Source organism: Streptomyces sp. NPDC020379 (genome assembly GCF_044387105.1).
GTDB lineage: Bacteria > Actinomycetota > Actinomycetes > Streptomycetales > Streptomycetaceae > Streptomyces.
Genome location: NZ_JBIRVR010000013.1, coordinates 163,695 through 188,897, shown reverse-complemented (window position 1 = coordinate 188,897; position 25,203 = coordinate 163,695). Strand labels below are relative to the sequence as shown.

At 69.5% G+C, this 25,203-nt stretch carries 28 protein-coding genes; 4 read left to right on the top strand and 24 right to left on the bottom strand.

The genetic code is table 11. From position 1 onward, the window contains the following. Nucleotides 1–287: 287 nt before the first annotated feature. From ACH427_RS19215 to ACH427_RS19205, 3 genes are read left to right on the top strand one after another with little or no spacing between them, the layout of a single operon-like run. A complete protein-coding gene (locus ACH427_RS19215; RefSeq protein WP_398870691.1) occupies nt 288–1,289 on the top strand; it encodes a hypothetical protein in 1,002 nt (333 codons plus the stop codon). Then, nucleotides 1,286–1,441, top strand: coding sequence for a hypothetical protein (locus ACH427_RS19210; protein ID WP_398870690.1), 156 nt, complete (start codon nt 1,286–1,288; stop codon nt 1,439–1,441). The genes ACH427_RS19215 and ACH427_RS19210 overlap by 4 nt, the downstream gene beginning before the upstream one ends. Further along, complete coding sequence (locus ACH427_RS19205; RefSeq protein ID WP_398870689.1) at nt 1,438–2,283, top strand: hypothetical protein; 846 nt, start codon at nt 1,438–1,440, stop codon at nt 2,281–2,283. Before ACH427_RS19210 ends, ACH427_RS19205 begins: the two co-directional genes overlap by 4 nt. Before the next feature lie 91 nt (nt 2,284–2,374). Here ACH427_RS19205 and ACH427_RS19200 read toward each other — a convergent pair whose 3' ends face one another. The 5 genes from ACH427_RS19200 to ACH427_RS19180 form a co-directional block, all read right to left on the bottom strand. After that, the gene (locus tag ACH427_RS19200) at nt 2,375–3,529 is read right to left on the bottom strand and encodes a protein-L-isoaspartate(D-aspartate) O-methyltransferase (protein WP_398870688.1); all 1,155 of its coding nucleotides are present in this window, start codon (nt 3,527–3,529) and stop codon (nt 2,375–2,377) included. Further along, nucleotides 3,526–4,485: an ATP-grasp ribosomal peptide maturase gene (gene tgmB, locus ACH427_RS19195; RefSeq protein WP_398870687.1), complete on the bottom strand. Its 960-nt coding sequence runs from the start codon at nt 4,483–4,485 to the stop codon at nt 3,526–3,528. Before tgmB ends, ACH427_RS19200 begins: the two co-directional genes overlap by 4 nt. Further along, entirely contained in the window at nt 4,485–4,715 is a 231-nt protein-coding gene (locus ACH427_RS19190; RefSeq protein WP_398870686.1) for a hypothetical protein, read from the bottom strand. Before ACH427_RS19190 ends, tgmB begins: the two co-directional genes overlap by 1 nt. Before the next feature lie 616 nt (nt 4,716–5,331). Continuing rightward, nucleotides 5,332–5,613, bottom strand: coding sequence for a hypothetical protein (locus ACH427_RS19185; protein ID WP_398870685.1), 282 nt, complete (start codon nt 5,611–5,613; stop codon nt 5,332–5,334). A 265-nt stretch (nt 5,614–5,878) separates the two neighbouring features. After that, on the bottom strand, nt 5,879–6,175 hold the full coding sequence (locus ACH427_RS19180) for a hypothetical protein (protein ID WP_398870684.1): 297 nt from the start codon (nt 6,173–6,175) through the stop codon (nt 5,879–5,881). A 452-nt stretch (nt 6,176–6,627) separates the two neighbouring features. Here ACH427_RS19180 and ACH427_RS19175 point away from each other — a divergent pair, with 452 nt between their 5' ends. Beyond that, on the top strand, nt 6,628–7,791 hold the full coding sequence (locus tag ACH427_RS19175) for a transcriptional regulator (protein WP_398870683.1): 1,164 nt from the start codon (nt 6,628–6,630) through the stop codon (nt 7,789–7,791). Between the two features lie 79 nt (nt 7,792–7,870). On the opposite strand, the gene ACH427_RS19170 is transcribed toward ACH427_RS19175, so the two are convergent. The 19 genes from ACH427_RS19170 to ACH427_RS19080 all read right to left on the bottom strand — a co-directional run bounded on the left by ACH427_RS19170 (nt 7,871) and on the right by ACH427_RS19080 (nt 25,104). Next, nucleotides 7,871–8,137 carry a hypothetical protein gene (locus tag ACH427_RS19170; protein ID WP_398870682.1) on the bottom strand — a complete coding sequence of 89 codons (267 nt, stop codon included), beginning with the start codon at nt 8,135–8,137 and terminating at the stop codon, nt 7,871–7,873. Next, nucleotides 8,134–8,385 (bottom strand): hypothetical protein, encoded by a 252-nt coding sequence (locus ACH427_RS19165; RefSeq protein ID WP_398870681.1) that lies wholly within the window; start codon nt 8,383–8,385, stop codon nt 8,134–8,136. Before ACH427_RS19165 ends, ACH427_RS19170 begins: the two co-directional genes overlap by 4 nt. Nucleotides 8,386–8,399: 14 nt before the next feature. Beyond that, a complete protein-coding gene (locus ACH427_RS19160; RefSeq protein ID WP_398870680.1) occupies nt 8,400–9,140 on the bottom strand; it encodes a peptidoglycan-binding protein in 741 nt (246 codons plus the stop codon). Nucleotides 9,141–9,169: 29 nt separating this feature from the next. Beyond that, nucleotides 9,170–10,009 (bottom strand): peptidoglycan-binding protein, encoded by an 840-nt coding sequence (locus ACH427_RS19155; protein WP_398870679.1) that lies wholly within the window; start codon nt 10,007–10,009, stop codon nt 9,170–9,172. A gap of 70 nt (nt 10,010–10,079) precedes the next feature. Next, on the bottom strand, nt 10,080–11,045 hold the full coding sequence (locus ACH427_RS19150) for a hypothetical protein (RefSeq protein ID WP_398870678.1): 966 nt from the start codon (nt 11,043–11,045) through the stop codon (nt 10,080–10,082). Between the two features lie 17 nt (nt 11,046–11,062). Further along, complete coding sequence (locus ACH427_RS19145) at nt 11,063–12,256, bottom strand: siphovirus ReqiPepy6 Gp37-like family protein (protein WP_398870677.1); 1,194 nt, start codon at nt 12,254–12,256, stop codon at nt 11,063–11,065. Nucleotides 12,257–12,259: 3 nt separating this feature from the next. Further along, the gene (locus ACH427_RS19140; protein WP_398870676.1) at nt 12,260–13,831 is read right to left on the bottom strand and encodes a hypothetical protein; all 1,572 of its coding nucleotides are present in this window, start codon (nt 13,829–13,831) and stop codon (nt 12,260–12,262) included. A gap of 48 nt (nt 13,832–13,879) precedes the next feature. Then, nucleotides 13,880–18,706, bottom strand: coding sequence for a transglycosylase SLT domain-containing protein (locus ACH427_RS19135; RefSeq protein WP_398870675.1), 4,827 nt, complete (start codon nt 18,704–18,706; stop codon nt 13,880–13,882). 45 nt (nt 18,707–18,751) lie between these two features. Continuing rightward, nucleotides 18,752–19,087 carry a hypothetical protein gene (locus ACH427_RS19130; protein ID WP_398870674.1) on the bottom strand — a complete coding sequence of 112 codons (336 nt, stop codon included), beginning with the start codon at nt 19,085–19,087 and terminating at the stop codon, nt 18,752–18,754. Nucleotides 19,088–19,167: 80 nt separating this feature from the next. After that, complete coding sequence (locus ACH427_RS19125; protein ID WP_398870673.1) at nt 19,168–19,512, bottom strand: hypothetical protein; 345 nt, start codon at nt 19,510–19,512, stop codon at nt 19,168–19,170. Nucleotides 19,513–19,582: 70 nt separating this feature from the next. Further along, nucleotides 19,583–20,182 carry a phage tail protein gene (locus ACH427_RS19120; protein WP_398870672.1) on the bottom strand — a complete coding sequence of 200 codons (600 nt, stop codon included), beginning with the start codon at nt 20,180–20,182 and terminating at the stop codon, nt 19,583–19,585. A gap of 70 nt (nt 20,183–20,252) precedes the next feature. Beyond that, complete coding sequence (locus ACH427_RS19115; RefSeq protein WP_398870671.1) at nt 20,253–20,636, bottom strand: hypothetical protein; 384 nt, start codon at nt 20,634–20,636, stop codon at nt 20,253–20,255. Continuing rightward, on the bottom strand, nt 20,633–20,944 hold the full coding sequence (locus ACH427_RS19110) for an HK97 gp10 family phage protein (protein WP_398870670.1): 312 nt from the start codon (nt 20,942–20,944) through the stop codon (nt 20,633–20,635). Before ACH427_RS19110 ends, ACH427_RS19115 begins: the two co-directional genes overlap by 4 nt. A 36-nt stretch (nt 20,945–20,980) precedes the next feature. Continuing rightward, nucleotides 20,981–21,349 (bottom strand): hypothetical protein, encoded by a 369-nt coding sequence (locus ACH427_RS19105; RefSeq protein ID WP_398870669.1) that lies wholly within the window; start codon nt 21,347–21,349, stop codon nt 20,981–20,983. Next, nucleotides 21,346–21,732: a hypothetical protein gene (locus ACH427_RS19100; protein ID WP_398870668.1), complete on the bottom strand. Its 387-nt coding sequence runs from the start codon at nt 21,730–21,732 to the stop codon at nt 21,346–21,348. The genes ACH427_RS19105 and ACH427_RS19100 overlap by 4 nt, the downstream gene beginning before the upstream one ends. Nucleotides 21,733–21,784: 52 nt before the next feature. Then, a complete protein-coding gene (locus tag ACH427_RS19095) occupies nt 21,785–22,705 on the bottom strand; it encodes a phage major capsid protein (protein ID WP_398870706.1) in 921 nt (306 codons plus the stop codon). Nucleotides 22,706–22,762: 57 nt separating this feature from the next. Next, the gene (locus ACH427_RS19090) at nt 22,763–23,266 is read right to left on the bottom strand and encodes a hypothetical protein (RefSeq protein ID WP_398870667.1); all 504 of its coding nucleotides are present in this window, start codon (nt 23,264–23,266) and stop codon (nt 22,763–22,765) included. A gap of 113 nt (nt 23,267–23,379) precedes the next feature. Further along, entirely contained in the window at nt 23,380–23,979 is a 600-nt protein-coding gene (locus ACH427_RS19085) for a hypothetical protein (protein WP_398870666.1), read from the bottom strand. Between the two features lie 66 nt (nt 23,980–24,045). Then, nucleotides 24,046–25,104, bottom strand: coding sequence for a hypothetical protein (locus tag ACH427_RS19080; RefSeq protein ID WP_398870665.1), 1,059 nt, complete (start codon nt 25,102–25,104; stop codon nt 24,046–24,048). Between the last annotated feature and the right edge of the window lie 99 nt (nt 25,105–25,203).

Genomic DNA, 25,203 nt, shown 5'->3' with positions numbered 1-25,203 from the left:
GACTCGCGAGCGAGGCAACTCGGCGTCCTCCGTCGCTGCGGCAGCATGCGGTACGGCGGCGACGCTTCGGCTTGCCATCACGCTGCGTGGTTTTCAGTGAAGGCGGACCAAGGCGGGATCGTCGCGCGGATCATGGGGTACGGTGCCCGCATCAGGTTGCTTCGTGCCGAAAACGAAGCGACCCCCGGACGGTGCGCTAACACCGGCCAGGGGTCTACACCACGAGGAGACTGGAGCTCCCCGGGATGCTTAGGCATGCTATATCGCCTGCGCGCTTCTACTCGCAGGTGCCCAACGAGATCATTCGTCACCCCCGCCTGTCGTCGGACGCAGTCCGGTTGTTGACCTGGGCGCTATCGATGGCGGATGAGGCGCTGGAAGCGCTGTCGGACACTGCGAAGCGCGCGGGCATCGGAAAGTCGGCGTTCACCCGGGCCAAGCGTGAGCTTGCTGCCGAAGGCTTCTTGCACGAGTGGCGGCAACAGGGCGACGGGGGCCGCTGGTCCACCGAACAGATGATCAGCAACGTGCCGCTGACAGCTGAGGAGGCAGACCAGGCACGGGGCGGGCGGCCGAGTGGCCAGTCTCCGGCCACCGGTGAGCCGAAGGGCCGGGCCGTCGGCCGTCTCCCTAAGAAGACTGTTGAGAACAACCCCAACCCTCCCTCCCCGGGCGGCACCAGGCGGCCGGACCCCGCACAGGACGAGAGGCCCGACGGAGGGTGGGAGGGTGATCAGCCATCCCCAGCACCCGCCCCGGCGTTGACGGCCACGGCACCGTCCACGGTGCCCGCGCCGTTGGTCGAACGCGGTGGGCAAGCCCTGGCGGCCGTCTCGCACGGTGAGCCGCGATTGCGTCTGTCCGGGCATGACGTGCGGGTCCTGGCACCCTTGGCCGGGGACTGGTTGCAGCGCGGCGCCACCGTCGCGGACATCCGTGAGGCGCTGACCCAGTGGCTTCCCGATCAGGTGCATTCCCCGGCGGGACTGGTCCGTGACCGGCTGACGCGTAAGCGCCCGGCCGCACCGACGTTCGCTGAGCAGCGTGCCGCCGACCGTCGTCGCGTGGCCGAGGCGGAGTCCAGGCCGCGCGTCGCCGACATGCGGGAGTGCAGAGGTGAGCACGACCAGCCGCGGCTGTTCCTGCCGGTCGACGGCGAGACCCTGTGTCCGTCCTGCCGCTGCGACGAGGCCGAGGCCGGCGTGGCGGGGGCTGTCGAGGCGGCGTTGCGTGGCGGAGCGGCGATTCGTGGTCTGCTGCGTGCGCGCACGGCGGGGGTGGCGGCGTGAACCACGTCGGGCCTATGGAGTGTTGGGACTTCGGCGACACGGACGGGCCGTTCGTGCGGGTACGGCTGGGCGAATGGCTGTGTGAGGGCTGCGACGACGCCGCACGGGCGATCGTGGCCGGTCTGCGCGTGAACGGGGAGGCGGGGCAGTGAACGAGGAGCGGATGCCCTGGTACATGTGGCTGGTCCTGGCCGCCGCGCTGACGATGTCCGCCCCGGGCGAGTTCGATCTCGCGGTGGTCGCGGGATGGTCGCGGTCGGTGGCGTGGGTGATGCCTCTGGTGGTGTCGGCCTATGGGGCGGTCGCGGCGTACGTCGCGGCCAAGATGCCGAAGGACGCGCCGGGACGCAGGTCGGCGGTGGTGGGTGCGGCCGGCGCCCTCGCGCTCGCCCTGGCCTTTCAGGTGACCGCGCACCTGATGGCGGCGGGGTTCGTGCAGGGGTCGGCATGGCTGGTGGCCGCGGTGTCGGCCGCGCCGCCCGTGGTGGTCGCGCACATGATGCACATGCCCTCGGCCGCCCGTGCGGCCAAGGCCGCTGTGCCGGACACGGTGGCCGGGGAAGTGGCCACCGTGGACGAGGCGACGGCGAAGGGGGCGGCCGATGTCGAACCGCACGCCGGTCGGTCGGCGGACGAGGTGGCCGTAGCCGCGGCCACGACGGCCATAGCACCACGGGATCCGGGGCCGGACGCCCTGGCCGTTCCGGCCACGGCCGTTGGCCCAGTGGCCGCAGTGCAAGGCGTGGCCGCCGATGCCGGCGGGCCGGTGGAGGACACCCTTCCTGGGCTGTCCGCGGTGGCCGCACAGCCCAAGGTGACCGCTGGCCGTGGCCGGGCGCGCCAGATCGGCCAAGGGGTTCCCGAGCCGGAGCACGTGCGTGCGGCCGTGGCCGCACTGCGCGCCAGCGGCCGCCCGGTGACCGGCCGGACAGTGGGCGACCATTTCGGGGTAGCCGAGCGGACCGGCCGCCGCTACCTGGGGATGGCCGCTTAAGGGCGAGCCCGCTCGCGCACCGAACTGCGGCGCGCGAGCGGGGCCCCGGCATGGGGTACCGGCTGGAACCAGTCCGAAGGTCGGGCGGGGTTCAGAGGTGAACGGACCAGCCGGCCGGACCGGTCAGGACAGCGCCGTCCGGCGCGAAGGACGCGGACAGTTCCCGTAGATCGAAGCGGTCGGCGGCGTCCCAGCGGGCCTCGGCCTGTTCCAGTTCGGTCCACAGGCGGCGGGGTCCGGATTGGTGGATGACCGGGAGTTCGTCACCTGTGGCCGTTGCGCGGGCCCATGAACCGTCGTCTTGGAACAGCCACAGCATCCGCTGTCCATCCCGTTCCATGGTCTGTACGACCGTGTTCGGCGCGGCGAGTTCGAAGATCATGGAAAGGTCCGGCTCGTTCCACCAGTCCGGGAGCGGGCGGCGGCCCTTGGTCACCTCCTCGCCCTCTGCCTCCCGCGCGTGGCGGTATCCCTCGGGAAGCCGGGTGGGGTAGTCCAGTGCGCTGCGCACGGTCATGAAATGCCCCTGCTCGGCCGCGATGCGCCCGGTTGCGGTGCCGTCGGTGTGCTTTTCGGCGATGACCATCAGCGAGGTGTTGGCGATGGTGGTCACCAGCCGGCCGCCTGGGCGGACGGCGGTGAGCCATGACGCGGGGATTCCCCGGGCCGACACCATGGCTACCAGGCGATCGAACCCGTCGGCGGGAAGAGGGCCGGTTGCGTCCACCGTTTCGATGCTGGGCCGAATGCCGAGGGCGGCCAGTCGTTGACCGGCGGCTTGTGTCAGGTAGGGGTCGACGTCGACGGATAGCACGGCGTTGCCGCCGAGGACCTGTGACAGCAGCGCGGCGGAGTATCCGGAGCCGGTGGCGACGTCGACGGCGGTCATGCCGGGCTGGACATCGAGGAGTCGCAGCATCGTGACGACGAGACCGGGCATGGTGGAGGACGACGTGGGTTCGCCGATGCCGGTCTGCCCGTCTCCGGCGTGGTCCGCGTGCAGCGCGCCGGCCCGGGTGACCAATGTCGTGTCGGAGTAGGCCGCGTTCATCCAGTCCCGCGGGGAGGCGGGGCCGTCGCTGAGGGTCCAGCCGCCGGGGACGTCCCTGCTCCTGTTCCACCAGCGCGGTACGAGGAGGTGCCGGGGCATGGAAGCGACCGCGTCCCTCCAGGCCGGTGCGTTCGCGGCGACGGTCTCGGCGAGGGATGTCGCATGGGGGTGCCAGTCGAGATCGGTGACGGTCACTGCACGGTTCCTTTCTCCAAGGCGTCAGCCATGGCGTCCACCATGGGCATGTCGACATGACGAGTCAGCCAGTGCCATTGCCCGTTGGCGTTGACTTCGAAGAACTTCCATTCGCCGTCGGGAGTTACGGCGAAGTCGACGGCCCCGAAGAAGAGACCGAACGCGTCCATCAGGCGCCGCACACCGGCCTCCACCGCTGGGGGCAACGTGATGGCCTCGTAACGCAGGGACGGGTAGTCGGTGCGCCAGTCCAGCCGGGCGGCCTCGGATCCGGCATGGATCGCGACGGGGAACAGGCGGTTTCCGATCACCGTCAGCCGCACTTCGAACGCCTTCACCACATGCTCTTGAAAGAGAGTGGCGGTCCCGGAGACAGAGGCGTCGACCTGCTCCGCGGCGACCAGCGTCGTCGGGACGGTCGCACGGGTCCCGTCAGAGCGCTCCACACCTCCGCCCAGAGCCTTGTAGACCACACGGTCAAGGCCGATGAACTCTCGTGCGTGCGTCGGGTCGTTCGTGATGACGGTGCGCGGGACATCCAGGCCGCAGCGCGCGGCTTCGGCCAGCTGATGTGGTTTGTAGTTGGCGGCCGCATTCTTCGACGGGTGGTTGACCCACAGGGCAGGCAGGGAAGACAGGACGCCCAGCAGCCCGGACCGCGCTTCGGAGGCGGCGAACGCGCGGGCATCCTCCGGCCAGCCGTCGGGCATGCGGAACTCACCGGGCCGCCTCCACCACACCGAACGCACTTCAGCGAGGTCAACAATGTGGTCCCCGACCGCGAGTGCCCCGGCCCAGCCGCGACCCGTGAGGGTCGCGGCCAGGCGGGAGGCGGTAGGGAAGTCGCCCGTGTCGAACCGGACAACCCGCACGCGTCGGCGGGCCAGTTCCTCGATCACCGGGTCACTGGTCGCGTCCAGTCGGTTGGTGACGACCAACACCGTCTCGTCGGGCATCAGTACAGGTCCGTACCGTCTCCGTCGGTTCCGCTGCCGTGGCCGTCAGGCGTGGTCTCCGTCTTGGTGTCACCGTCCATGAGCGCGTGCCAGGGGTTCCCGGCAGCCGTGACGCCGATCTGAAGCGCCTCGTCGAACCGGCCGCCTTCCGGCAGCGCCGGCGCGTCGGTGCTCACGGGGATGAGGTGCCGCATCCCGAAGGGAAGCGGAGCCGAAACCATGGTGCTCACGTGATCCTCCTTGTGTGGATGGTTCTCAAGAGCTGCCAGCACCCTTGCGCGACGGGTGAACGCCAGCAAGAGCGTTGGGCAATCGCCCATCGTCCGGGCGTAGTGGTGCGACCCGCTCCGACACACCCCATCTGACGGGGAGGTCGACGCGGGGGCTTGGGCCCCGCCCCGCCGGCTCTGGCTCGCTACCCACGGCGGAGCGGGGTGTTGCCTGCCTCTCTGCCGGGGCCTCGGGGGCGGCTGCCGCGGACATAGCGGAGAGGCAGGAATCAGGGGGAGGGGTACCGGACCCGTGCAGGGAGGCCGACGGATGCCGACGGGACGTGCTCCGGGTTCGGCGGTTTGATGAAGAGCGACACGCCGTGCCGGTCGCACCGGAAGAAATTGGGGTCTGCCGGGTGGCTCTCGATGTCCTCGCCTCCGCCAGGGCACATGCGGCGGCGTGGCTCCCACTCGCTCGTGACGCACGGCGCCGCCGGTTTGAGCACGGGGGTGTAGTGGGCGCGCGTCGCGGCGGGCATGTCGGGGGTCGGCATGGCGGGCGGCCCGCTGGAGAGAGGAACGGACACAACGGCCGTGCTGACTGACGGGCGTCGGCTCCCGCGTGCTTCGCCAGTCATTCCTTCACCTTCTCGTCCGCGCGCACCACGAAGGCGAACCCTTCGCTTAAGGGCCGGAAGGATCTGTGACCTGATCGCCCGGAGTGAGCCAAGCATTCGTCCAACGCCTGTGTCTGGTCGTCGTGCCCCCGGGTCTTCCAGTCACAGCCGCAGCAGTTCGCGCCGTAGATGATGAGGTCCGGGTGGACGGTGATTGTGTGGGGTACGTATTTCAAGGTGGTGCGGGTGGCTTTGTACCTCAACGGGGAGTCCGCGAGTTTGACGGCGCTTCCGGTCACCGTGCGCCCCTTCCTTCGGTGGTCGGGCTGGGCTGGCGAACCCTGGCGGGTGCCGGGGTGTGCACAACCGTGCCGGACCGGTTGGCCACGAACTGACGCCGCATGGGCGGATCGCTGTCGTCCGGGCGGTCCTCGTGCTCCTGCACGGTCTTACCCCCTTCCTGGTCAGGACGATTCAGTTCACTCATAGATTTAACTTGGCGTCCGGTAGGTGTATTTGGCCTTGCGACAGACCCGTAGGACTTGAGCTCGTCGGCATTCCCGCTCACGCGGGCGTCTCTTCCTGGTGACGCTCAAGGTCGCCGATGGCCGCCGGCCACTCGAACCCACCACCGACAGGCAGGAGCCAGACGTAATCGGGCGGCGGATCGTCGGACATCCGGATGGGGTCGCCGATACCGCGGATAATGCCGACACGGCCCGTGGACATGTCGCGGACGCGCACCTGAAGCGCAACCCAGTCGGGGGTCACAGGTGCGGTGTGCCGGGACCTCGCGCCGGAGCCGCCCTGCGCTCCCCCGCCGTCACGGCCTTCCTTCACGGCACGCTTGCGGTGTGCCATCTGGACCACTCCATCTCATGATCCAACTACCGTGGCCTGATGGCCCCGAGAGTCGTTGGCAGGTGTCGGCCCAGGACGGACGCGCAGCATCCTGTTTCTGACGGCACGATGCATCCTCGGCGCCCTGCTGGCCCCTGGGCCGACGCAACGACCATCCACCTGGAGGCGCAGTGACCGGAAGGTTTCACATGGGTTTCAATCCTCTACGCGCCCTCTGGGACAGCGGTGTTGATCACGCTAACTTGTCACATCATCAGCAGAGGAGTGTTGCTGTGATCGACGTTAGGCCAGCCGTTCTACGCCATCCCCTTACCTACGTTCGCGTTCAGCTCGGCATGGGGAAGACCCAGTTCGCGACAACCATCTGTCGCCACGGGGAGGCCCTCGGACACCACTTGGGCACGACTCGCTCAACCATCTTCAAGTGGGAGAGGGGAGATCACGACCCCGAAATGCTCGCGCAACTGGTGATCGCCGACTACCTTCGCGTACCGCCGGTGATGGTCGGCAAGGTGCCGTGGCCCCGGTGGCTTCCCGCTTGGGACGATCAACTCATTGCGGGGCCATGGGATCAGAGGTCTACGCTGGAGGTTCTGACGGCACTTTCTGGGAGTGAACCAGTGGACCGAAGGGGCTTTATCGGGATCAGTGGCGCCGCACTAGTCGGCATTGGTGCACAGTGGGCCAATGCCGACCCATCACTAGCGGCAGCCACAAAAGGTGACACAATCACCAGCCGCACGGTTGACCGTATGGCCCAGCGAATCGAATCGATTCGCGGCATGGAGCAGGACACCGGCGGGGTGGACTTCATCGACGCGGCGCGCGGAGACTTGCGTCTCATCACAGGCATGATCACCAATAGTCGCTATACAGAGGCGATCGGGCAAAGGCTCTTCGCCCTCGCAGCCGAAGTTGGCTGTCTCCTCGGCTGGATGAGCTACGACGCCGGGCTCCAAGCGGCTGCACAGAAGAACTATGCCGGCGCCCTGCGGGCAGCGAAAACAGCCGACGACGACATGCTCGGCGCCCACACGTTGTGCTTCATGGCGGCGCAAGCCACGAACCACAAGGAACAGCGCGCCGCCGTCGGGCTCATGGAGTCCGCAGCGAGCGTCAGCAACCGAGTGCCAGCGTTCATGAAATCCTCTCTTGCCGCCCACGAGACGACCGTCTATTGCAAGGCGGGGGATCATAAGAGGGCAGCTCAGTCACTGAACCGCGCCTTTGCGGCGTTGGAACGCAGCGGCAACGACCGACCGGCCTATCTGCGCTGGTATGGCGAATCGCAGCTCCGCTCCACCGAGGGCCGCTTCCTGCTGGCAAGCGGACAAGCTTCGCGGGCAACTGACTCATTGGAGAAGTCAGTCACCCATGCCGCGCCGCGTGACCAGGCCGTCCGTTGCGGCACTCTGGCTCTTGCCTACCATCACGCCGGCGACCTGGACGGGGCCCTTGACGCGACCGATCGCGCCCTCCGGTTCATCGGTACGGGCATCCACACCCAACGGGGTGTCGAACGGTTGCAAGAGGTCCGGAACGCACTCGCCTCGCACCAATCGGAGCCCAAGGTCAAGGAAGCCCGCGCACGCATCGCGGCGCTGGCGGTGGCCTGACAGCGGCTGGTCAACGGGTCGTTGATACGACGAAACGCCCCCGCTGTCAGCATGGAGCCGACAGTGGGGGCGTGTTGTGTCAGTGGGCGTTGGTAGCCTGCCAGATGGTGACGGCGAGGCCGAGCACCGCGACGAGGGCGGCGATACTCGGCAGCGGCCATCGTGAGCGTTCGAGGGCGCCGAGGCGGGTTTCGTGTTCGGCCAGTTGTCGTTCGCTCTGGTCGGAGCGCTGGACAAGGAGTGCTAGCGCGCCGTCGACCCGCGCGAACCCGGCCTCCATGGTGCCGCGGAGGCGTTCGAGTTCCAGGGCGACGGCCGCTGTGTCGTTCGGGGCGGGGTCGGTCACGCGCCGCCCTCACGAGTGAGGCCGGGGGCCTCGTCTGGGTGGGCGGTGCGGAGCCAGACGGGCAGGAGCGCTTGGACGCCCGGGATGGCCATCACTCGGGTCAGTCCGGCGGCGAGGGCGAGGGCGCCGGCTGCCCATGGGAGGGTCTCGGGGATACCGGCGGCGGAGACGATGGCGGGCAGGAGCGCGGCGAGGGTGACGGCGGTCTGGACGGTGGTGCGGATGGTGCGGCGGGTCGCGTCGGTCACGGTGATCTCTTCGTTCAGCAGGTGGTAGAAGGGACGTTCAGGGCGTCCCATGTAGTCGGGTCGGGCCAGCCGTCGGCGGCGGGCCCGGTGAGGCCCTGGCGTTGCTGCCAGCGGGCGTAGGCGTGGCGGTCGGCGGGTGCCCACTGCGGGCCGGGCGGGTAGTCGGCCACCCCTTCCTCGGCCAGCCGCCGGCCCACGGCCGCGACGACCGGTGAGTACGGGTAGGCGCGGAACCAGTCCGGCCCGGGGTATGGCTCCCGTTCCGGCGGGGGTGCGGGGTGTCCGGGCAGGACGGTGAGCAGCTGTCCGACCCGTTCGCGCATGCCGTGCAGGGGCAGGCCGAGCCGTTCCACGGCCGGGCCGGTGATCTTGTCCGGACCCCACTTGTGCGCGCGGCACAGGGCCGCTGTGGCTCGGGTGAGCGCGTCGAGCTGGCCCGGGGGCCACTGCACGGTGCGGAGGCCGGGGTGCACGGCGGCGATCCGGTAGGCGTCCTGGCCGTCCGCCGCCGCGCGAGTCGGCCGCGGAGTGGTGAGGATGACGGTGCCGGACCGGCTGACCACGGCGTTCCACGAGGGGCTGTTGCAGCACCGGCCAGCCGGGTCGGAGTCGTCGTTCGCCGTCGGTTCGAGGAGGATTCCGGACGGCGTCCACGTGGGGGTGGGCGTGCGCCAGGTGGCGAACAGCGCGAGGTCGAGACCGGCCCCGTGCAGGGTGGTGACGATCGCCTCGGGGGACAGTGCGGTTCTGGGCAAGTGCACTCGTTGGGTCGGGTCTGGGGATCTCAGCTGCGGGGGACCTTGAGCGCGGCCCACTGACGGGGGCCGGGCCAGCCGTCGCGGAACTCCGGCGCGTCGCCCAGCTTCTTCTGCCAGAGGGCGAACGAGGCGCGGTCGGCGCCGGTCCACTGAGGGCCGGGGCCTTCCCGGTATGCCGAGCATCCTTCAGCCACGAGCCGTCGGCCCATGGCCGTGATGATCGGGGAGGACGGGGCGCCGCGAAAGAACGATTCGCCGGGGAAGGGCTCGAAACCGCCAGCGTTCCCGCGGTCGCGGTCGGAGGCGCGGTCGCCGTCGGGGATGTCGTCCGCCGAGGCTTCGTGACCGAAGTAGGTGACGCCCCGCTGTCCGCGCCAGGAGGGATCGGCGACGACTACCCCCTCGGGGTAGTCCGGGATCCCGTACCCGTGGATGTAAGAGCTCTTGCGGGACCGGGTCTTGAGGTAGACGCCGTCACCCTCGGCCGAACCGTCGTCGTTGGTGTTGCCTTCCACGGTGGTGATCTCGTCGTCCGTATACGCGACGACGATGCCGGTGTGGGAGCCGCCGCCGGGGCCGTAGTAGACGACGCCGCCGATCACCGGGTAGTCGGTGTAGCGGCCCCGGTCCTGGAACCACTCGACGCCCTCCGCGCAGGAGGCAGTGACGGGTGCGAGATCGGCGGCGCCTGCTTCCTGGAAGCACCAGCTCACGAAGGTATGGCACCACGCTTCGCCCTGGGCCCATTCCAGTCCGGGGACGGCGGGCGCGTACTTCTGGATGTTGTCCCAGTGGCCGCCCGAGCGGCCTTCCTGGTACCCGACTTCATCGCGGGCGGTAGCGATCACATCGTGCGCAAGGGACATGCGGATAACTCCTGTTGAGGGCATGGAAAGACCCCGCACCGAGGGCGGTGCGGGGTGGGGAGGGGCGGGGTCAGGCGTCGAGGGCGAACCTGATGGTGTCCAAGTAGATCCACTTCACCGGCGACTGAATGTCGGCCTGGAGTTCACCGCCGGCCGTTTGGTCACTGCGCGAGATCACGTCCACCCTCGTGGACGACCCCTTGTCGAAGTTGAGCGAGGTCGCGCAGACGAAACTGCGGAGGTAGCGGGGCCGGGCCTCGGGCGGGAGGACGGCCAGCCGCCAGGACGGCGCCACGTTGAAGTCTTTGCCGTCCTTCCGCTCCACACTGCCGCTGAGTTCGATGGTGCCGTTGACCAGGCGCCAGCGGGGATTGCCACCGTGCGCGACGACATCGCCGGGAAGGGGCAGCGGTTGCCACGGGCCGGGGGAAAGGGGCGTCCAGGCGCCCGCGCCGTAGATCTCCATGCGGCCTTCGCCCTGGAGGTACGCGAGTGCACCCGGCACCGGTCGCTCCACCGACGAGGTCCGGGCAACGGTGTTCGCGTACACCCGCGGGGTGAGGGCGTAGACGCGTTCATCGGTGATGTCCCGGGGGGCGACCGCGCCGGCCTGCGGTGCGACGGCCACTCGGCAGAGCGGCACGTCGAATATGCCGCCCTGCCCCTGGGAGAGGGCGGGGGGCTGGGGCTGGGCGGCCGGGGTGCCCTGGAGGTAGGCGATGCTGATGCGCTGCCCCGTGCGGGTGAGGCGGATGGTGATCCGGTCGACGCGCGGCTGAGTGCCCGTGTTCGCGGCGATCACGACGTTGCGGTTCGCGTCCGAGTAGTAGTGGAACCCCTGGACGGTGGCGTGACCAGGGGCGATGGTGACGGTCATGTCCTGGCCGGTTGAGGCGGCGGCGAGGGGGTCGGCCGGGTCGCTGGTCCGCGGGGCCCGGATTCCGTCGGTCTGCCACATCGACGCCATCTGGGACCACTGCTCACTCGTGACGGTGGTACCGGCGCCGCTGTCGAAGGGGAAGAAGTATTCGGCCAACTGGCCTCCTCTCGTGGTCAGTAGCGGGTGTTGAGCTGGTGAACGGCCTGCCACAGGCGCCGTACCTGGGCGTACAGGGCGGGTGTCTGGGTGGCGGCCTCGGTGCCGACGGTGGCCTGTACGGTGCTGTCGTCCGCGGTGTCGGTCAGGTGGACTTCCCGCACGGGGTAGGTGAGGTCCGCGCCGGCGGTGGTGGTGACGGTGACGATGTCGCCCACGTGGTAGTCGCGGCCGTACTGGCACTGTTCGGTGTCGACCGGCGAGAGGGACAGTTCGGCCTGGGCCCCGCCCTGCTGGAGCGCGTTGGTGGCCGACGTGCGGAGCGCTTTGAACTGGGGGTCGGTCTCGTCCAGGCGCCCGGGGATGGCGGTGTCGCGCTGGTCCACGAACGTCTCCGTGGTCCGGGACCATTCGGCCTCGGCCTCGGGGGTGGTCCACTGCCAGAAGAAGCGGTCTTTCCCCTGGCCCTGGGCGGCGACAACGGCACGTGTCGTGCGCGGTGCGGTGAGCTGGTAGGAGTAGGAGCTCAGGTTGCCCAGCTCGGCGGAGAAGCGGACGGCCCCGCGCAGGTCGCGGGTGGTGACGACCTGGAGGGCGAGCCGGGGTGTGGTCGGGTCGGGCTGGGTGATCCGAGCGGACAGGCCAGAGGTGGACGCGAGGGTCTGCACCGCGGACAGAATGGTGTCGAAGCGCAGTTGGGTCTTGGTCGCGGCGCCGAGTCCGGTGCGGGGGCCGGTGTCCAGGCCCGGGACGCGGCGGCCTGGTAGCGCGGTTTCGCCCGCGTTGGCGGCCACGAGCGCGGTGATGATGTCGCCGGCCGGTCCGGTGGCCGTCCAGTAGTCGGTGTTGTAGCGGCCGTTGCCGGAGTCGGGGGTGCGGGTGGGATCGGGGAACGCGAGACGGGCGCCCAGCAGGGTGTTGTCGCAGACGCCGGAGAAGGTGACAGTTCCCGCTCCGGCCGACTGCGACCACTCATGCCGGATGCCGGTCACGGGGCCGGTGAGAAGGGGGGCCGGAGCGTCGTCGGTCCAGATCATCACCCCCGCCCCGCCGGTAGTGAACAGGCGGGCGTGGGGATGGTCGGCGGGCAGGGCGAGCGTCCAAGTCCCGGTGTCGAGGTGGCGGACGATGACGTCCAGGGAGGTGTAGGTGTCGATCTGTCCTATGCGGCGCAAGGCGGCGTCGCGGACGTCGACGCGGTAGCGCCGCACGGGTCAGGCTCCGAGGTGTCGTGGCTGGTAGGTGAGGGTGACCGCGGATTCCTCGGAGGCCCCGGTGGCGGTGAGGGAGATCCGGTTCTCGCCCGGGGTGAGCTGCCAGAGTGCGGCCGGGCCGACGAGGCGGGGCCACAGGTTCTCGCCGCGGGTGCCGTCGGGGTTCTCCAGGTAGACGGCCTTGACGCCGGGGCGGGTGTCGATCACGACCGTCCGGCCGGCGGGGATGCCGTAGGACAGGGTCAGGGACCGGCCGGTGGTGCGGTTGGCCAGGTGGAGCGGGACGACGGGCTGGCCGGTGTCCTGCCGGCCGAGGGGGCCGGTGATCCGCCATACCGGCCATGCGTCCACGTCACTGGTGACCGTCACCGGTATGCCCTCGTCGCCGATCACGCTCGGGGCGATCCTCAGCGGCAGGAACGGGGAGGTTCGCGGCTCGGCGCCGGTTCCTGCGGGGTCGAGGCGGGACAGGGTCAGGTGGTCGACATCCAGGGGGGTGCCGTCGGCCTGGATGACCGGGCGCACGGTGGCGGTTCCCGCGGGCATGGTCCCGGGGGCGGCCTCCCTGGGGTGATCGGTGTTGTCCGCCGGGGGTCCGCCGACGCGGTCCCGGCCCTGGGCGTAGCCGGTGACCTCCACCCACCCCTCGGCGTCGGCGAGCGGGCGCCGGGCCGCGGCGACGAACCGGACTCCTCCGGGGGCCGGGGTGCCGTCGGCGGCCACGCCCGAGAGGCCGACCGAGACAGATGTCTGCATGTCGACTGCCGCCGTGCCGCTGCGGCGCACCCGGGCGGTGAGCCGGTACAGGCTCACGCCGTCGTAGGGGACCGCAGTCGTCGCCTCGGCGCGGGTGTCAGCCGGAAGGCGGGTGTACTGGCCATCGGTGGCCCGCTGATCACTCAGCACCACGCCAGGCGTGCCGGGGGACGTCCAAGCGGCGGGGTTGTTCATGGTGTCGGACAGCATGGGCGTCCAGGACCCGGCGGGGTGGGACAGGAATGCCGGTGCCCCGTGGACGCGGAACGTCTCGGACCGCTCCGCCCCGTACCAGTACGGGTCGGGGGCAATGAGCTGGAGCCCGTACCGGGTGAAGGCGAGACCTGCGCCGTCGGTGCCCTCGTCCCCTTCCATGCCGCCGGTGTAGTGGACGCGGATACTGCGGGCGGTGCCGTCGGCCTCTGCCACACGCAGCACGCACGGCTCCCGCTCGGCGACGAGGGCGGCGACGAACGTGCGCTTGAGCGCCAGCAGCTCCGGGCGGGTCGGCGCCCACAGCAGCAGCGGCAGGTTGATCCGGCGGGACGCGGCCCGCACCTTCACCAGCCGCCCGCCGTCCATCCCCGCGTACTCCGTGACCGTGGTCTGCACCGGCGGTGCGTCCAGGCCCGTGGGCCCGGGGAGGATCGCGATACACGCCCCCTGATGGGACAGGTCCGCTGTCAGCAGGAACTCATTGCCGCCGGCGGTGAGGGTGACCCTCGGCGGGGCGTCGGCTTCCGCGTGCTCCGGTCCGGGCAGGATGCCGGTGGAGACGACGGCCGACGGAGAATTCAGCGCAGCCAGTAAGAGCACGCACCAACCCCCCTTCACGTTCGGGTGGTTGGTGCGTGCGCCAGATGGTCAGGCGTACAGGGCATCCGCGAATCTCAGCGCGGATACGATCTGCTGCTCGGTCGGGACGCCGGGAACGGCGTGAAGGTGAATCACCGGCGCATTCCCCGGTGTGCTGCCGCCTGCGGGGGCGGAGTTGATGCCCTTGGAGTCGGCGATCATGTCCCACTGGGCGGGGGTGAATACGGGCTCCGGCCTGCCGAGACCGTTGTAGACGAGGGAGAGGCCCGGGGGCAGGTAACCGCCGGAGTCGTATCCGCCCGGCCGGTCCAGGGCGGACAGCGAACCGTAGCGGTGGATTGCGTAGTTCAGGCCGGCATAGATGTTCGCCAGCGGGTTGACGGAAGTGCCGTAAAGGAACGGCCCCGTGTTGCGGAAGGGGCCGGCGTAGGCGTCAAAAGTCGGCCCGATGACCTGCATCAGACCTACGCTCGGGGTGCCGTCCTGGGCGTTGATATCCCAGTCGTTGACGATGTTCGGGTTGCCGCCGGATTCGACGTTCATGCGACGGAGGACGGTGTCGAGCCATGACGCCGGCTGGCCCAGCATGCTCAGTGCCTGGAGGACTTGCGGTGTCCAGCGGGTGACCCCGCTGCCGCCGGTGTCACCGCCCATCTGGGGGCTTCCCCCGGCGGAGAAGAACCCGGACACGAAGTCAACGACCGTGTCTTTCAGCCCGGTTACGGGTGTCCGGAATACCTCGCCGATCATCTGCGACCACTTGGCCGCGTCCAGGCGACCCAGGTCGCCGAACACCGGTTTCAACAGTGCGTCCATGGCGGTCCCGGGGTGGGCCAGCATGTCCGCGGCGCCCTTCACGCCGCGCCATGCTTTGGTGGCCTTGTCGCTGGTCCAGTCCCACGCCTTGCCCGCGGCGTTCTTGCCCCAGTCGAGGGCGGAGCCGAGGACGCCGCCCGTGGCGAGCATCTGCGTACCGGCGGCCTGGAGAAGCCCGAGTGACCGCGACCGGTATTTCGGGTCGGTCGGGATGACGTACTCGGGATAGCGGGGGTTGCCCTCGCCGACGATCGCCGTCGGCTTGTTGAATACCCCGGGCCGGACCGGGAGCGGGCCGCCGGACGCAAGCAGCGGCAGCTTTTCCATCTTCAGCTTGTCGCCGATTCCGGGAATCCAGCCCGTTAGCGTGTTCCAGATGTCCAGGACGCCTTCGTTCCACACGGTCCCGATGACGAAGTTGACCGGGTCGCGTGTGGCGTCCTCGATTTTCTTCCAGGCGATCGCGATGCCGTCCTTTGCATGCGCGAAAGCCCAGGAGATGTTGTCCAGGCCGTCCTTCAGTGCGTCGAAGGCGGGGCGGATGGCGTTTTCCCAGCCCCACGAAATGGCGTCGCCGATGGCGCGCCAGATCGGTTTGACGATGCTGTAGTACAGCCACGAGACGGCGGGGCCGAGAACGCTCGTCAGGAAAAGGGCGAACGCGTCCACGGCCGGTTTGATCACGTAGGCCCAGGCGACGGCGATGGCCGCACCGATCAGGGCGAACGTGGGCTTCACCACGGCTTCGTAGAGCAGGACGATGACCGGCCACAGGATGTTCCGGATGAAGGACCAGAAGACCTGTAGCGTCGGCCAGATCACGTCGAGCCAGACGGTTTTGATGACTTGGCCGATGAACTGGAACATCGGCCAGACGACGCCCGTAGCGAAGTCCCGGACGACCGGGGCCAGGGTGTTCGCGATGACCGACCACAGGGCGGAGAAGACCGGCTGAAGAACTCCGGTCCAGATCGCCGAGACGACCAGACCGATCATCTGGAACGCGGGGACAAAGGCGTTCTGCCACAGCCACATGACGGCCGGGACGACCCGCGTCATGATGAAGTCTGCGAGCCAGGAGAACGCGGGCTTTACATACCCATTCCATGTGGTTGAAAGTTGAACCGATATCCAGGCAAAAAAGGGGGATAGCGCGGAGTCCCAGAGCCAGAGGAACGCCGGCGCTACCCGGCCCATGATGAGATCGGCGATCCAGTCGAATACCGGTTTGATGACCGTCAGCCACGCGACAAGGCAGGCCGCCTTGATCGCGTCCCAGCACGCGGTCACGCCGTCGCGGAACCACCCGAAACGCCGCCAGACATAGACGACGGCGATGCCCAGGGCGATCAGCGCGCCGACGATCAGCAGGATGACGTCCGCCGTCCAGCCGATCGGCGTCGCCTGGAACAGCAGCGCCATCGCGCTCGTGGCCGCGTTGACCAGCCACTCGGCGACCGCAACCGCCTTGAGGGCGAGACTGATCGAGATCAGCGCGACGCCGAGGGCCTCCAGAATGCCCGGCGGGACCAGGGCGACCAGGCTGGCGAGATCGCCGACGAACAGAAGGGTGATCCCCGACATCGGCTGAAGCGCCGTAAGGAGATTGCCGGTGGCGGTTCCGAGGCTTTGGAGGATGCCCCCGACAACCGGACCGTTCTCCCGGATGCGCACCAGGAACGCGGCGAACCCCGGTGAATCCCGGAGGCGGTCGCCCCATTCGGAGAACCGTTTCGCCTGGTCGACCAGACGCTGAGTGAACGCCTCCGTGTGGGGAAGGGCGGCGTCCAGCATGCCCGCGAAGCCCTTGAAGAAGTACCCAAGTGCCGTACCCGTATTGCGGATTGCGGGGCCGATGGCCTGGGTCAGGTCGTCGCGGAACCGGTCCCAGAAAGGAGTCTTGAAGTCGGCCGAGGTGGCGTCCATCAGGTCCCGGACACCGGCCGCGGCGGAGTGCACCAGCGGCGTGAAACTCGGCAGGGATGCCCGCGCGCCGTCGAGGCCGCGCGTGAAAAGCGGCATCACCTCCGGCTGAAGCGAGGCGGACCAGTCCGTGAACGCCGACTTCAGGGCAACGAACGCCTCGAAGGTGGCTCGGGCGGAGGGCGACAGGGCGTCGAGGGCCTGCCGGTATTTCCGCGCGGCGGTGTCGGCCGCCGACGTCGCGCCGGCCGTCTGCATGTGCGCGGCCGCCACCTGCCGCTCGGCGTTGGCGATCGCGTCGGCCGCAGCCCGCCGGGCCCTGGCGACGCCCCGGACGGCGTCGGCCACGCGGGTCTGTGCGTCGGCGACAGCGCGGGCCTGGTCGGCGACGCGCTCATGTGCCTGGGCAACACCGTCCTGGGCGCGGCGTACCCCGTCCGCGCCGTCGACGCCGGCCGCGTTCGCCCGGCGGGTGTCGGCCTCCAAGCGGCGGTGCGCGAGGGACTGTTCTTTGAGGCCCTGGACGGCCTGGTCGTAAGTGAGCTGGGCCTGATCCCGCTCCAACTGGCTTGCGGACGGGTCGACGCGGACCTTCGCAAGATCCTGTTTCGCCTGCGTCAGGCGCAGTGCCGCTGCCCGCTCGGACAGGGCGGAGTCGGTGAGCTGGTTGTTGAGGTCCTCCAGCTGCCGGACGGCGTCCGCGCGGGCCTGGGTCAGGGCCTGCTGTGCGCGGCGTTCGTCGTCCTGGGCGCGGGCAAGCTGGGTTTCGGCGCGGGTGACGCCGTCCTCGGCCTGGGCGACCTGCCGTTGTGCGGCGGCGATCTGCTCGGCCCCGTTGCGCTGGGCGGCGGCCAGCGCGCGAACGGCGCCTTCCTGCTGGGCGGCGCGCTGGGTGGCCGCGACCGCGGCGCGGGCCCCGTTGTCGGTCGCCGACGAGGCGGCGTCCTCAGCCGCTTTCCTGGCCTGGAGTGCCTGGGCGATGCCGATGATCGCGGGGACGGCGACGGCGCCCAGGACCGCGAACCCGGAGGCGGCGACGACCGTGGCGGCGGCGAGTCCGGCGACCTGCCCCGCCACGATCTCCGCACTCGGGATGGCGGCAAGACCGGCCAGGGCCAGCGTCAGACCCAGTGTCCCCAGGAGTGCCGGGGTGAAGTCGAAGTCGATGCGCTTGCCGTCGAGGGCGTCGGCCTGCGCGCGGACGGCGGCCAGGGCGGCGGATGCCTGCGCGGCATCCACCCGGACGTCGATGTCCGCGTCCGAGGCGGCCAGGACGGCCAGCCGGGCCTGTACGGCGTCGATCTGCGCGAGAGCCGCCCCGGTGTCGACATCGATGCCGATCCGGGCCGTGGCAAGGGTGGTGAGCTGGGCGCGGAGGGAGGTGAGTTCGGCGCGGGCGGGGGTGGTGTCCGCGCTGATGTTGATCTCGGGCAGCGCCGCTTGCGCGGCCTGGACCTGCGCCCGCAGCCGACCGCCGAACGACCCGTCGGTCTCCAGGCGGATGACGCCGGGGCGGGCGGTGATGCGGTCGATGTCCTCGCGAACGGCCGCGAGGTGCGCGCGGGCAGCGGCGGTGTCCGCCCGGACCGTGACGTCCGGGTGCGCGGCACCGAGCCGGGTCAGCTCCGCTTCGAGGGACTCGGCCTCGGCCCGGGCGGCCGCCGCGTCGATGTCGACGCCGATGGTCTTGCCCGCCAGGGCCTCCATGCGGACCCGGAGGGCCTGGAGGTCGGCGTCGGCCTCATCGGTGTCCGCACCGACCTGGAGTTTCGGCAGCGTCCGGAACACCGCCTCCAGGCGGGTCTTCAACGACCGGGCGAACGCGCCGCCGGCCTGGTCACCCTCGCGGGTGGCGGACTGGCGGGCCCGGGTGCCGCCCTGGCGGACGGCGTCGGGGATGGCGTTGCGGATGGCCGGGGCGAGGGCGGCGGCGATATCCCGGCCCAGGGTGGTACCGATCTGCGCGCCGCCGCCGACACCGGCGGTCATGGCCTGCGTGAACGCACGCCCCGCGATCCGGCCGGCTTCCTGCCCGGCGGTCGTGGCGGGCTGGGCAAGCGCGGTCTTCAGGCGCTCGGTGATCCCCTGGACGTTGGGGATCACCTGTACTTCTACGGACCCCAGGACGATCGCCACAGCGGCCCTCCTTACATACGGAGTGGCCGCCGCAGGCGGCGAGCGTTACGGGGGTGGTGCGGGGGTGCCGTTGATGATCTGGAACAGGGTCTCCGCCGCCGCGGGGGTGATGCGCGGGCGGTCGGGCGTGCGGGGGACGCCGGGACGCGGCACGGGCGCCGGCGGGGCGGGCTTCTTGCCGCCGCTGGTGTTCACCAGGGCGTAGTAGTGAGAGAGGCGGTTGACGGCGTCGATGGCCTGCGCCAACAGGAGGTCAGTCTGTGACCATCGGCCTCGGGACGGGTCGGCGCCCTCCGCCTGGGCGTCCAGGTCCGCCGGTGGCGCCGCGTTGCGCAGCGCCGTCATCGTCGCCGACTCGGGCGGCAAATGCTCTATCAGCACGCGGACTTGGCGCCAGGTGAGACGGTCCCGGTACAGGTCCAGGAGATCCGTACCGGGGTAGTAACGGCGGAAGTCCGCTTCTACCGCTTCCGCGTGCTCTTCGAGGACCCGCGCGGTCCACTGGACTTTCCCAGCGTCTCCCCACCGGCCTCGGCGACCTGCGCGACCCACGCGCCGATCTCGTCCTGAGTCGGATCACCGTCGTACCAGGCATCCACGTCGTCCGGGTGAAGAACACCTTCCGCGAACGCGTCGAGATCACCGGAGTTCAGGGCGCGCAGGGTCGAGGCGCGCCAGCGCTGCGAGGGCAGCGCTCGGACCGGGTACCCGGCCAGCTCCACCGTCACGTAGTCAGTGGTCGCGTCGGTCTCCTGCCCGGCGGTCGGGCGGTCGGCGGGGGACGGGGAGACGGTGGTGGAGGTCATGGGGCGGGGTGTCCTTACGGGTCGTTCCCAGCGTGCGGGGAAGAGATCGGCGGGGTGGAGCGGGCGGTGGTCAGCTCTTCGGGGCCGGAGGCACGGGCGGGATCACCGGTGCCTTTGTGGTGAAGAGGTGATAGACGGTGTTGTTCGCGGCATCCGGGTAGGCGGTCACCTTGATGTCGTAACCCGCCATGTCCTCCGACTTATAGGCGACATCGGAACGGTTGGTGATCTCACCGGAGGGCACGTAGAACCCTTCCATGCTGTCGCCGTCGGCGACGAGGAAGAACCACGAGCGCCGGTCCGGTGACGGACTGGCCGATTCGGCGAACTTCGACAATCCGTCGCTGCCCGGTGCCAGGTCGGCCACCGGCAGGCGGAACATCAGACTCTTGACGATCGGGGAGTTCGTTTCCCACATCGTCAGGCCGAAGGTTCGCACGCTCTTCGTGATCTGGGTGCGGAACGCGGAGGTCACGCCCCAGGGCGTGAACTCCTTGTGGTCCTCGTCAATGCCGTACTTCAGGCCGTCGTCGGAGATCGCGCCGAGCCCGGTCCAGGGGGAGGGAGGTGTGCCCAGAGCTGTGGGGCCGGGGGTGCCGAGCGGGGCGACCCAGCCACCGCCGTTCGCGCCGACCATGGCCAGGTCGGCGGCACGGGTGATCTGTATCAAAAGGGAATGTCTCCTCGTGGGAAGGCCGCGCACGGAGCGGGCGTGCGGACCCGTTGAGTTCAGGGGGAGTTCAGGGAGCGGTGTGGAGGTGGACGGCGTACGTCGCGCCAATGCGGGTCACGGCCGGGTTCTCCCATGGGCGCCATGCCGGCGCGGCCACCGTCGACGTGGCGGTGAAGACCACCCCGGGGTCGGCCGACCCGGGAAGTGCGGACAACACCGCCTCCCGAATGAAGGAGGCCAGCCCAGCGGCGGAGGCGCGGGTGCCCGCGAACACGTCGATGTCCACCACCGCGAGGTCGAGGCGGAACCCGTCGTCCGTACCGCCGATCCGGCGCAGCCGTACCAGCGGCAGGGACGCGTCCAGATCAGCCGGGGCATCGGTGCACACCCGTACCCCGAGCCGCGGCGTGAGCCAGGCGACAAGCGCCGCTTCGGCGTCCGGCCATGTCATGGGACGCGGACGCTGGTAGCCGCCCGCATGAGGGTGTGGCGGGCAGGGGTGTTTTGCCCGCCGTACTCCACGAACCGCGCGTGCGGCGAACTGTTGGTCACCACCGCGCCGGTGCGGTCGTGGGCCGCACCCATGCGACGGCGCGTGCCGGTCGAGAATGAGGAGCGGTACTGCCCGACGCTAGTCGGGGCGGTGGCCTCGGCAACGGCCTGGATCCGGTCGGCCGTCTGGAGCAGATAGGCCGTGACCATGGGTGAGTTGAGGAGTTGCCGCAGGCCCGACCGCCGGACCTTGACCTTGGGTGGCATCGGCGTCGCACCCCCTTTCGTGTGGTGCGGGGCGGGTCAGCCGGTGACGCGGCGGGCGGTGATCTGCACGCCGGCGGTGGTACCGGTGAGCGGGGACCGGTAGAGCTCCACGGGGCCGTGGACGGTGTAAGCCAGGCCGCGGACGCGGAGGCGGTCGGTGGGGCGGACGTCGGTGGTCGGCGGGGCGTAGATCACCAGATGTACGGTGACGGTGTCCTGGCCGCCCAGGATTTCCCCGCCGGGCCCTGCTCCGGCGCCGGAGCTGCCTGGGGCGACCGTGCACCCGTGCACCGGGTGCTCCGTGTCGGGGCCGCCGGTGTCGTTGCCGTAGACGTCCCGCACGGGCGGGCCAGGGCGCAGGACGGTGACCGTCTCGCCGAACATGGGGATCGGGGAGACGGTCATTGTCCGTACCACCACGGCAGATCCCACGACGGCGGACGCGCGGGAGGTGCCCCCGCGCCCTTCGGTGTGGGGTCGACGGAGAACGCACCGCCGCGCCCTGCCATCAACTTCAACGACCGGCGTTCGTCGCGGGTCATGTACAACCCGGCCTGCGACTGCGGGCGCTGCACGCTGTACGGCCCGACCGTCTCCGCCACAATCCCTTGGGGGTTGGCGTAGGCGCGGGCGGCCACGGACAGCACGACGGCGCCGGCGCCCTCGGGGAGCGGACTCACCACGGCCCGGCACAGGGATTCGGCCTGGGCGATGATCAGCGCCGCACGCTCTTCCTGGACATCCTGGCCAAGGAAGTCGGCGAGTGCTTGTGGCGCTACGAGAGGCACGGCCGGTCACCGCCTCTCGGACTGTCGAGTTCGGCGGGACCTGCGGGCTGGGCTAGCTCTTCGGGGCAGGCGGGGTGGTGGGGGCGGTGTAGGTCACGAACGCGTGCTTGTCGCCGATCGCGAACCCGTAGTGCGCTTCGCACAGCATCAAGACCAGGTTTTCCTGGAACGCCGAGTGGATGTGGCCGTCCGAGTCGACGTAAGTACCGACGTCGGTGGTCTTGATGGTGATGTCCATGCCGACGCCGTAGACGGCCTGGTCGAAGTCACCGGCGACGGCACGCAGGCCGGTGTCGGTGGTGGTCGACTGCCGGTTCAACTTGCCGCCGATGCCCCTGCTGTAGGCGATCGGGTAGCCGATCAGGGAGCCACGGGAGACGGTGCCCTGCCCAGCTGGATCGGGTACAAAGATCGGTCGTCCGGTGGTGTCCGTGGACAACAGCAGTTCCGGCTTCAGGAGCGGGTCGGCCGCGAATCCCGTGGTGTCATAGCCCGACTCGGCAACGGACTTCAGGCCGGTGACCACATCGGCGTAAAGGCCGCCCTTGGACTGCGCGGTCGTGCCGAGCGCCATGGAGTTGGGGGTGGCGGTCAGGTAGTCCTCGAACGGGCCCTTCCCGCCGGTCATGGTCTTGCCGTGGATCGCGGCGTAGTCGAAAGCGCGGCCGAGGGCGGTGGGAAGGTCACGCTGGAGCTGCGTGAAGAGGCCGGCCGGGTTCGTCATAGCGACCTCAGCTGAGACTGGGACCAGGACGGCGACCTTCTTGCCGCGCATCGTCCGCACGCTGAGGTTGCTGGAACCGAGGGGCTTGGTGCCCGCCTCATCGACCCAGTCGGCCAGCGGCACATCCCCGGAGACAGGGATGGCGGCCCCGGCGGTCAGGGAGAGCGGAACCCGGCGCGCGAGCTGCATGACCGCCGAGGACTCCACGGCCTGGTCGAAGATCGGGGCGGTGATCTCCGGCGGGAGCAGTGTCGAGGGGACGCCGCGGGTCTGTATCGGGGTGACGGTAGCGATGGTGCGAGTTCCTTAGCGGTGCAGGGAGTTCTGGAGAAGTCCGGCGAACATGGCGGCGGGGTCGGCGGCGGTGTGCCGGCCGGATGAGCCCTGTGTGGGGTCGGGCTGCATTAGGCGGTGCCCGGCAGCGGGGGCGATGTCGGCAAGGAGTTCGTCGGCGTCGGCTTCCAGCTCTTCCCGGGTGGTGCCGACGAGACGGGCGGCCTGCCGTTCGGTGAGTCCGTGCGAGTGCGCGACCTGGGCGCGGACCAGTTCGGCGCGGGTCTGCTCGGCCTGCCGCTCGGCGGTCTCCGCGCGTTCGGTGAGCCGTTGGGCCTCGGTCTTGCCCGCTTCCTGGAGCTGGTGCAGCTCGGCGGCGGCGGGCTCCAGCTCGGCGACGCGCGCGGCGTGGCTGGCCAGCTCGGCGGCGAGTCGTTCGATCTCCGCGCGGGCGGCGGCCGGATCGTCCCAGGGGCAGGCGTCTTCACCCTGCGGCTCGGTGTTGTTCTGTGCGGATGTGGGGTCAGGACGGATCAATGGTTTTTGGCTCTCCGGGCATGCGAAAGCCCCGCCCAAGGTGATGGCGGGGCTGGGCTGACGCTGGCGTGGGACTCTAAGGAAATACCTTCTGCACGTGCTTCCGCGTCGGGTTAATCCGGCTTCCGCATCGCTTTAAGGATGTTCTGTCTCCGAAGCTCCGCTTGCGGGTCTGGAGTGTTGGGTACGGGGGGGTCCGGCGCATCGATCTCGTGGACTGCGCCCGCTCGCAATCCTTGTCCGGTGCGGTCAGTGGCACGAATGATCAGCGGTGTGGCCCGGGGAGCGGGCCAGCAGACGAGTGAGTATCGTTCGGCGTCGTTGCTTTGCACGGTGTTGGAGGGGGCTGTATCGCGGCCTCGCGCGCACACTCGGAGGCGGTACCAGCCTGGTCCCTCGTGGCTCAGTGCGGGCAGCTCGACCACGGGGCCGAAGTAGAGGGTGGAGACGCGGAGGTCGCCGTGAGGGGCGTAGACGCTGGCTTCCACGACGTCGTCCCAGTCGCAGAAGTCGCCGGTCTGAGGGGGGCCCGCAGTGGTCGCTGCGCACACCTTTACCTGTCCGGTGTGGATGCCGGTGGAGACCATCGCCCCGACGTCCATCGTCCCGACCAATCCAGTGCCGAAGTCGAGGGTTTCAGCAGCGATCTCTCCGTCATCGGTGATCACAAAAGAACCGTCATCAACACGGATACTCACCCACTGGATAGTCACGGCGCCTCCTGGACCAGGTATCCAGGGCGAGCGCACAGGTGCCCGCCCTGCCTTCAGTAGAGACTGTCAGGAAACGACCTCGACGCGGAAGGGGTCATGGTCAAGGACGCGCTCGCGCTTGTAGAACTGGGATTGCAGGCCGCCCTGGGCATTGTTGTCGCGCTCATCGATCATGCATACGCTCACGCCGACTGGGCCGGTCTGCTGAGGAAGGTCGAACGCGCAGCCTTCGAAGGTACGGCGTTCCCCGCCTGAGCTAAGCCCCTGGTACGTGCTGGCGAGGGGGTATTCATCGCAGGTCTTGCCCGGCGTGCTCGGGGCGTCTCCGCATGCCTTGTTCCGGTTGTCGTTGGCGATTGCCTCGTTTGTCGTACGCCGCAGCGGTGCTGCGAAGCTCCCTCCCGGGAGGCCGGATGCCTGGGCACGCTCGACGTGGGACGCGAGTGCGGGGTTTCGGCTCTTGCTGTACTGCACGGCCGAGGGGTACCACGCCACGACGCACCCGACCTTGGTGCTCCCGAGGGTCGCGTTGTCACAGCGGATGTCGTCCATGCTGAACGTGATGACGGTCGGGTTGTACGCACCGTTGGTGAAGGTTAGGTTCCACGTCGTGGTGCAGTTTCCGACCGCGCCCGGCGCTTTGGCGGTTGTGGTGAACAGTGAGTCACCCTGAGCCCATGAACCGATCGTGATCGGCTTCTCAGGGAAGTCGGAATTTCCCGTGGTGCAGGCGCCGTTGCTTGTGGCCTTCCCGGACACCTTGGCCTTGAGCGCGTCTCCCCAGCCTTTGTAGGCGGAGACCTCGATCTGGTGCACCCACGATTCGATACTGGTGTCCGAGTAGCTGTAATTGATCTCGTTCAGGTTGGCTTCACCGGTGAGCGTCTTTTTCCCGTTGACTGTCTTCCACGTCGAGTAGGTGCCGCCGCTGAGCTGGCAGACCTCGGTCCGTATGGCGCGCGGGGTCCCGTCGGCGGCATCTAGACACCAGTCGGGAATCGGGACGATGTCCTGCGCGGAGCGCGGACTGTTCCCCTTGGGAGCGGTCAGAGCGCGCGGTTGCGTCAACTCCAAACACGCCACTGAACTGCCCTCGGCAGGTGTGGGGCAGTCGGCGACGGCCATGCCTGCCCGCTTGCTGTTCCCTGGCTTTAGGGCGGGACGGTCCGAACCAGGGGTTGCCTGTGGCCTGATGGATTTGATCTGTTGCTTCGGCTCGTTTCC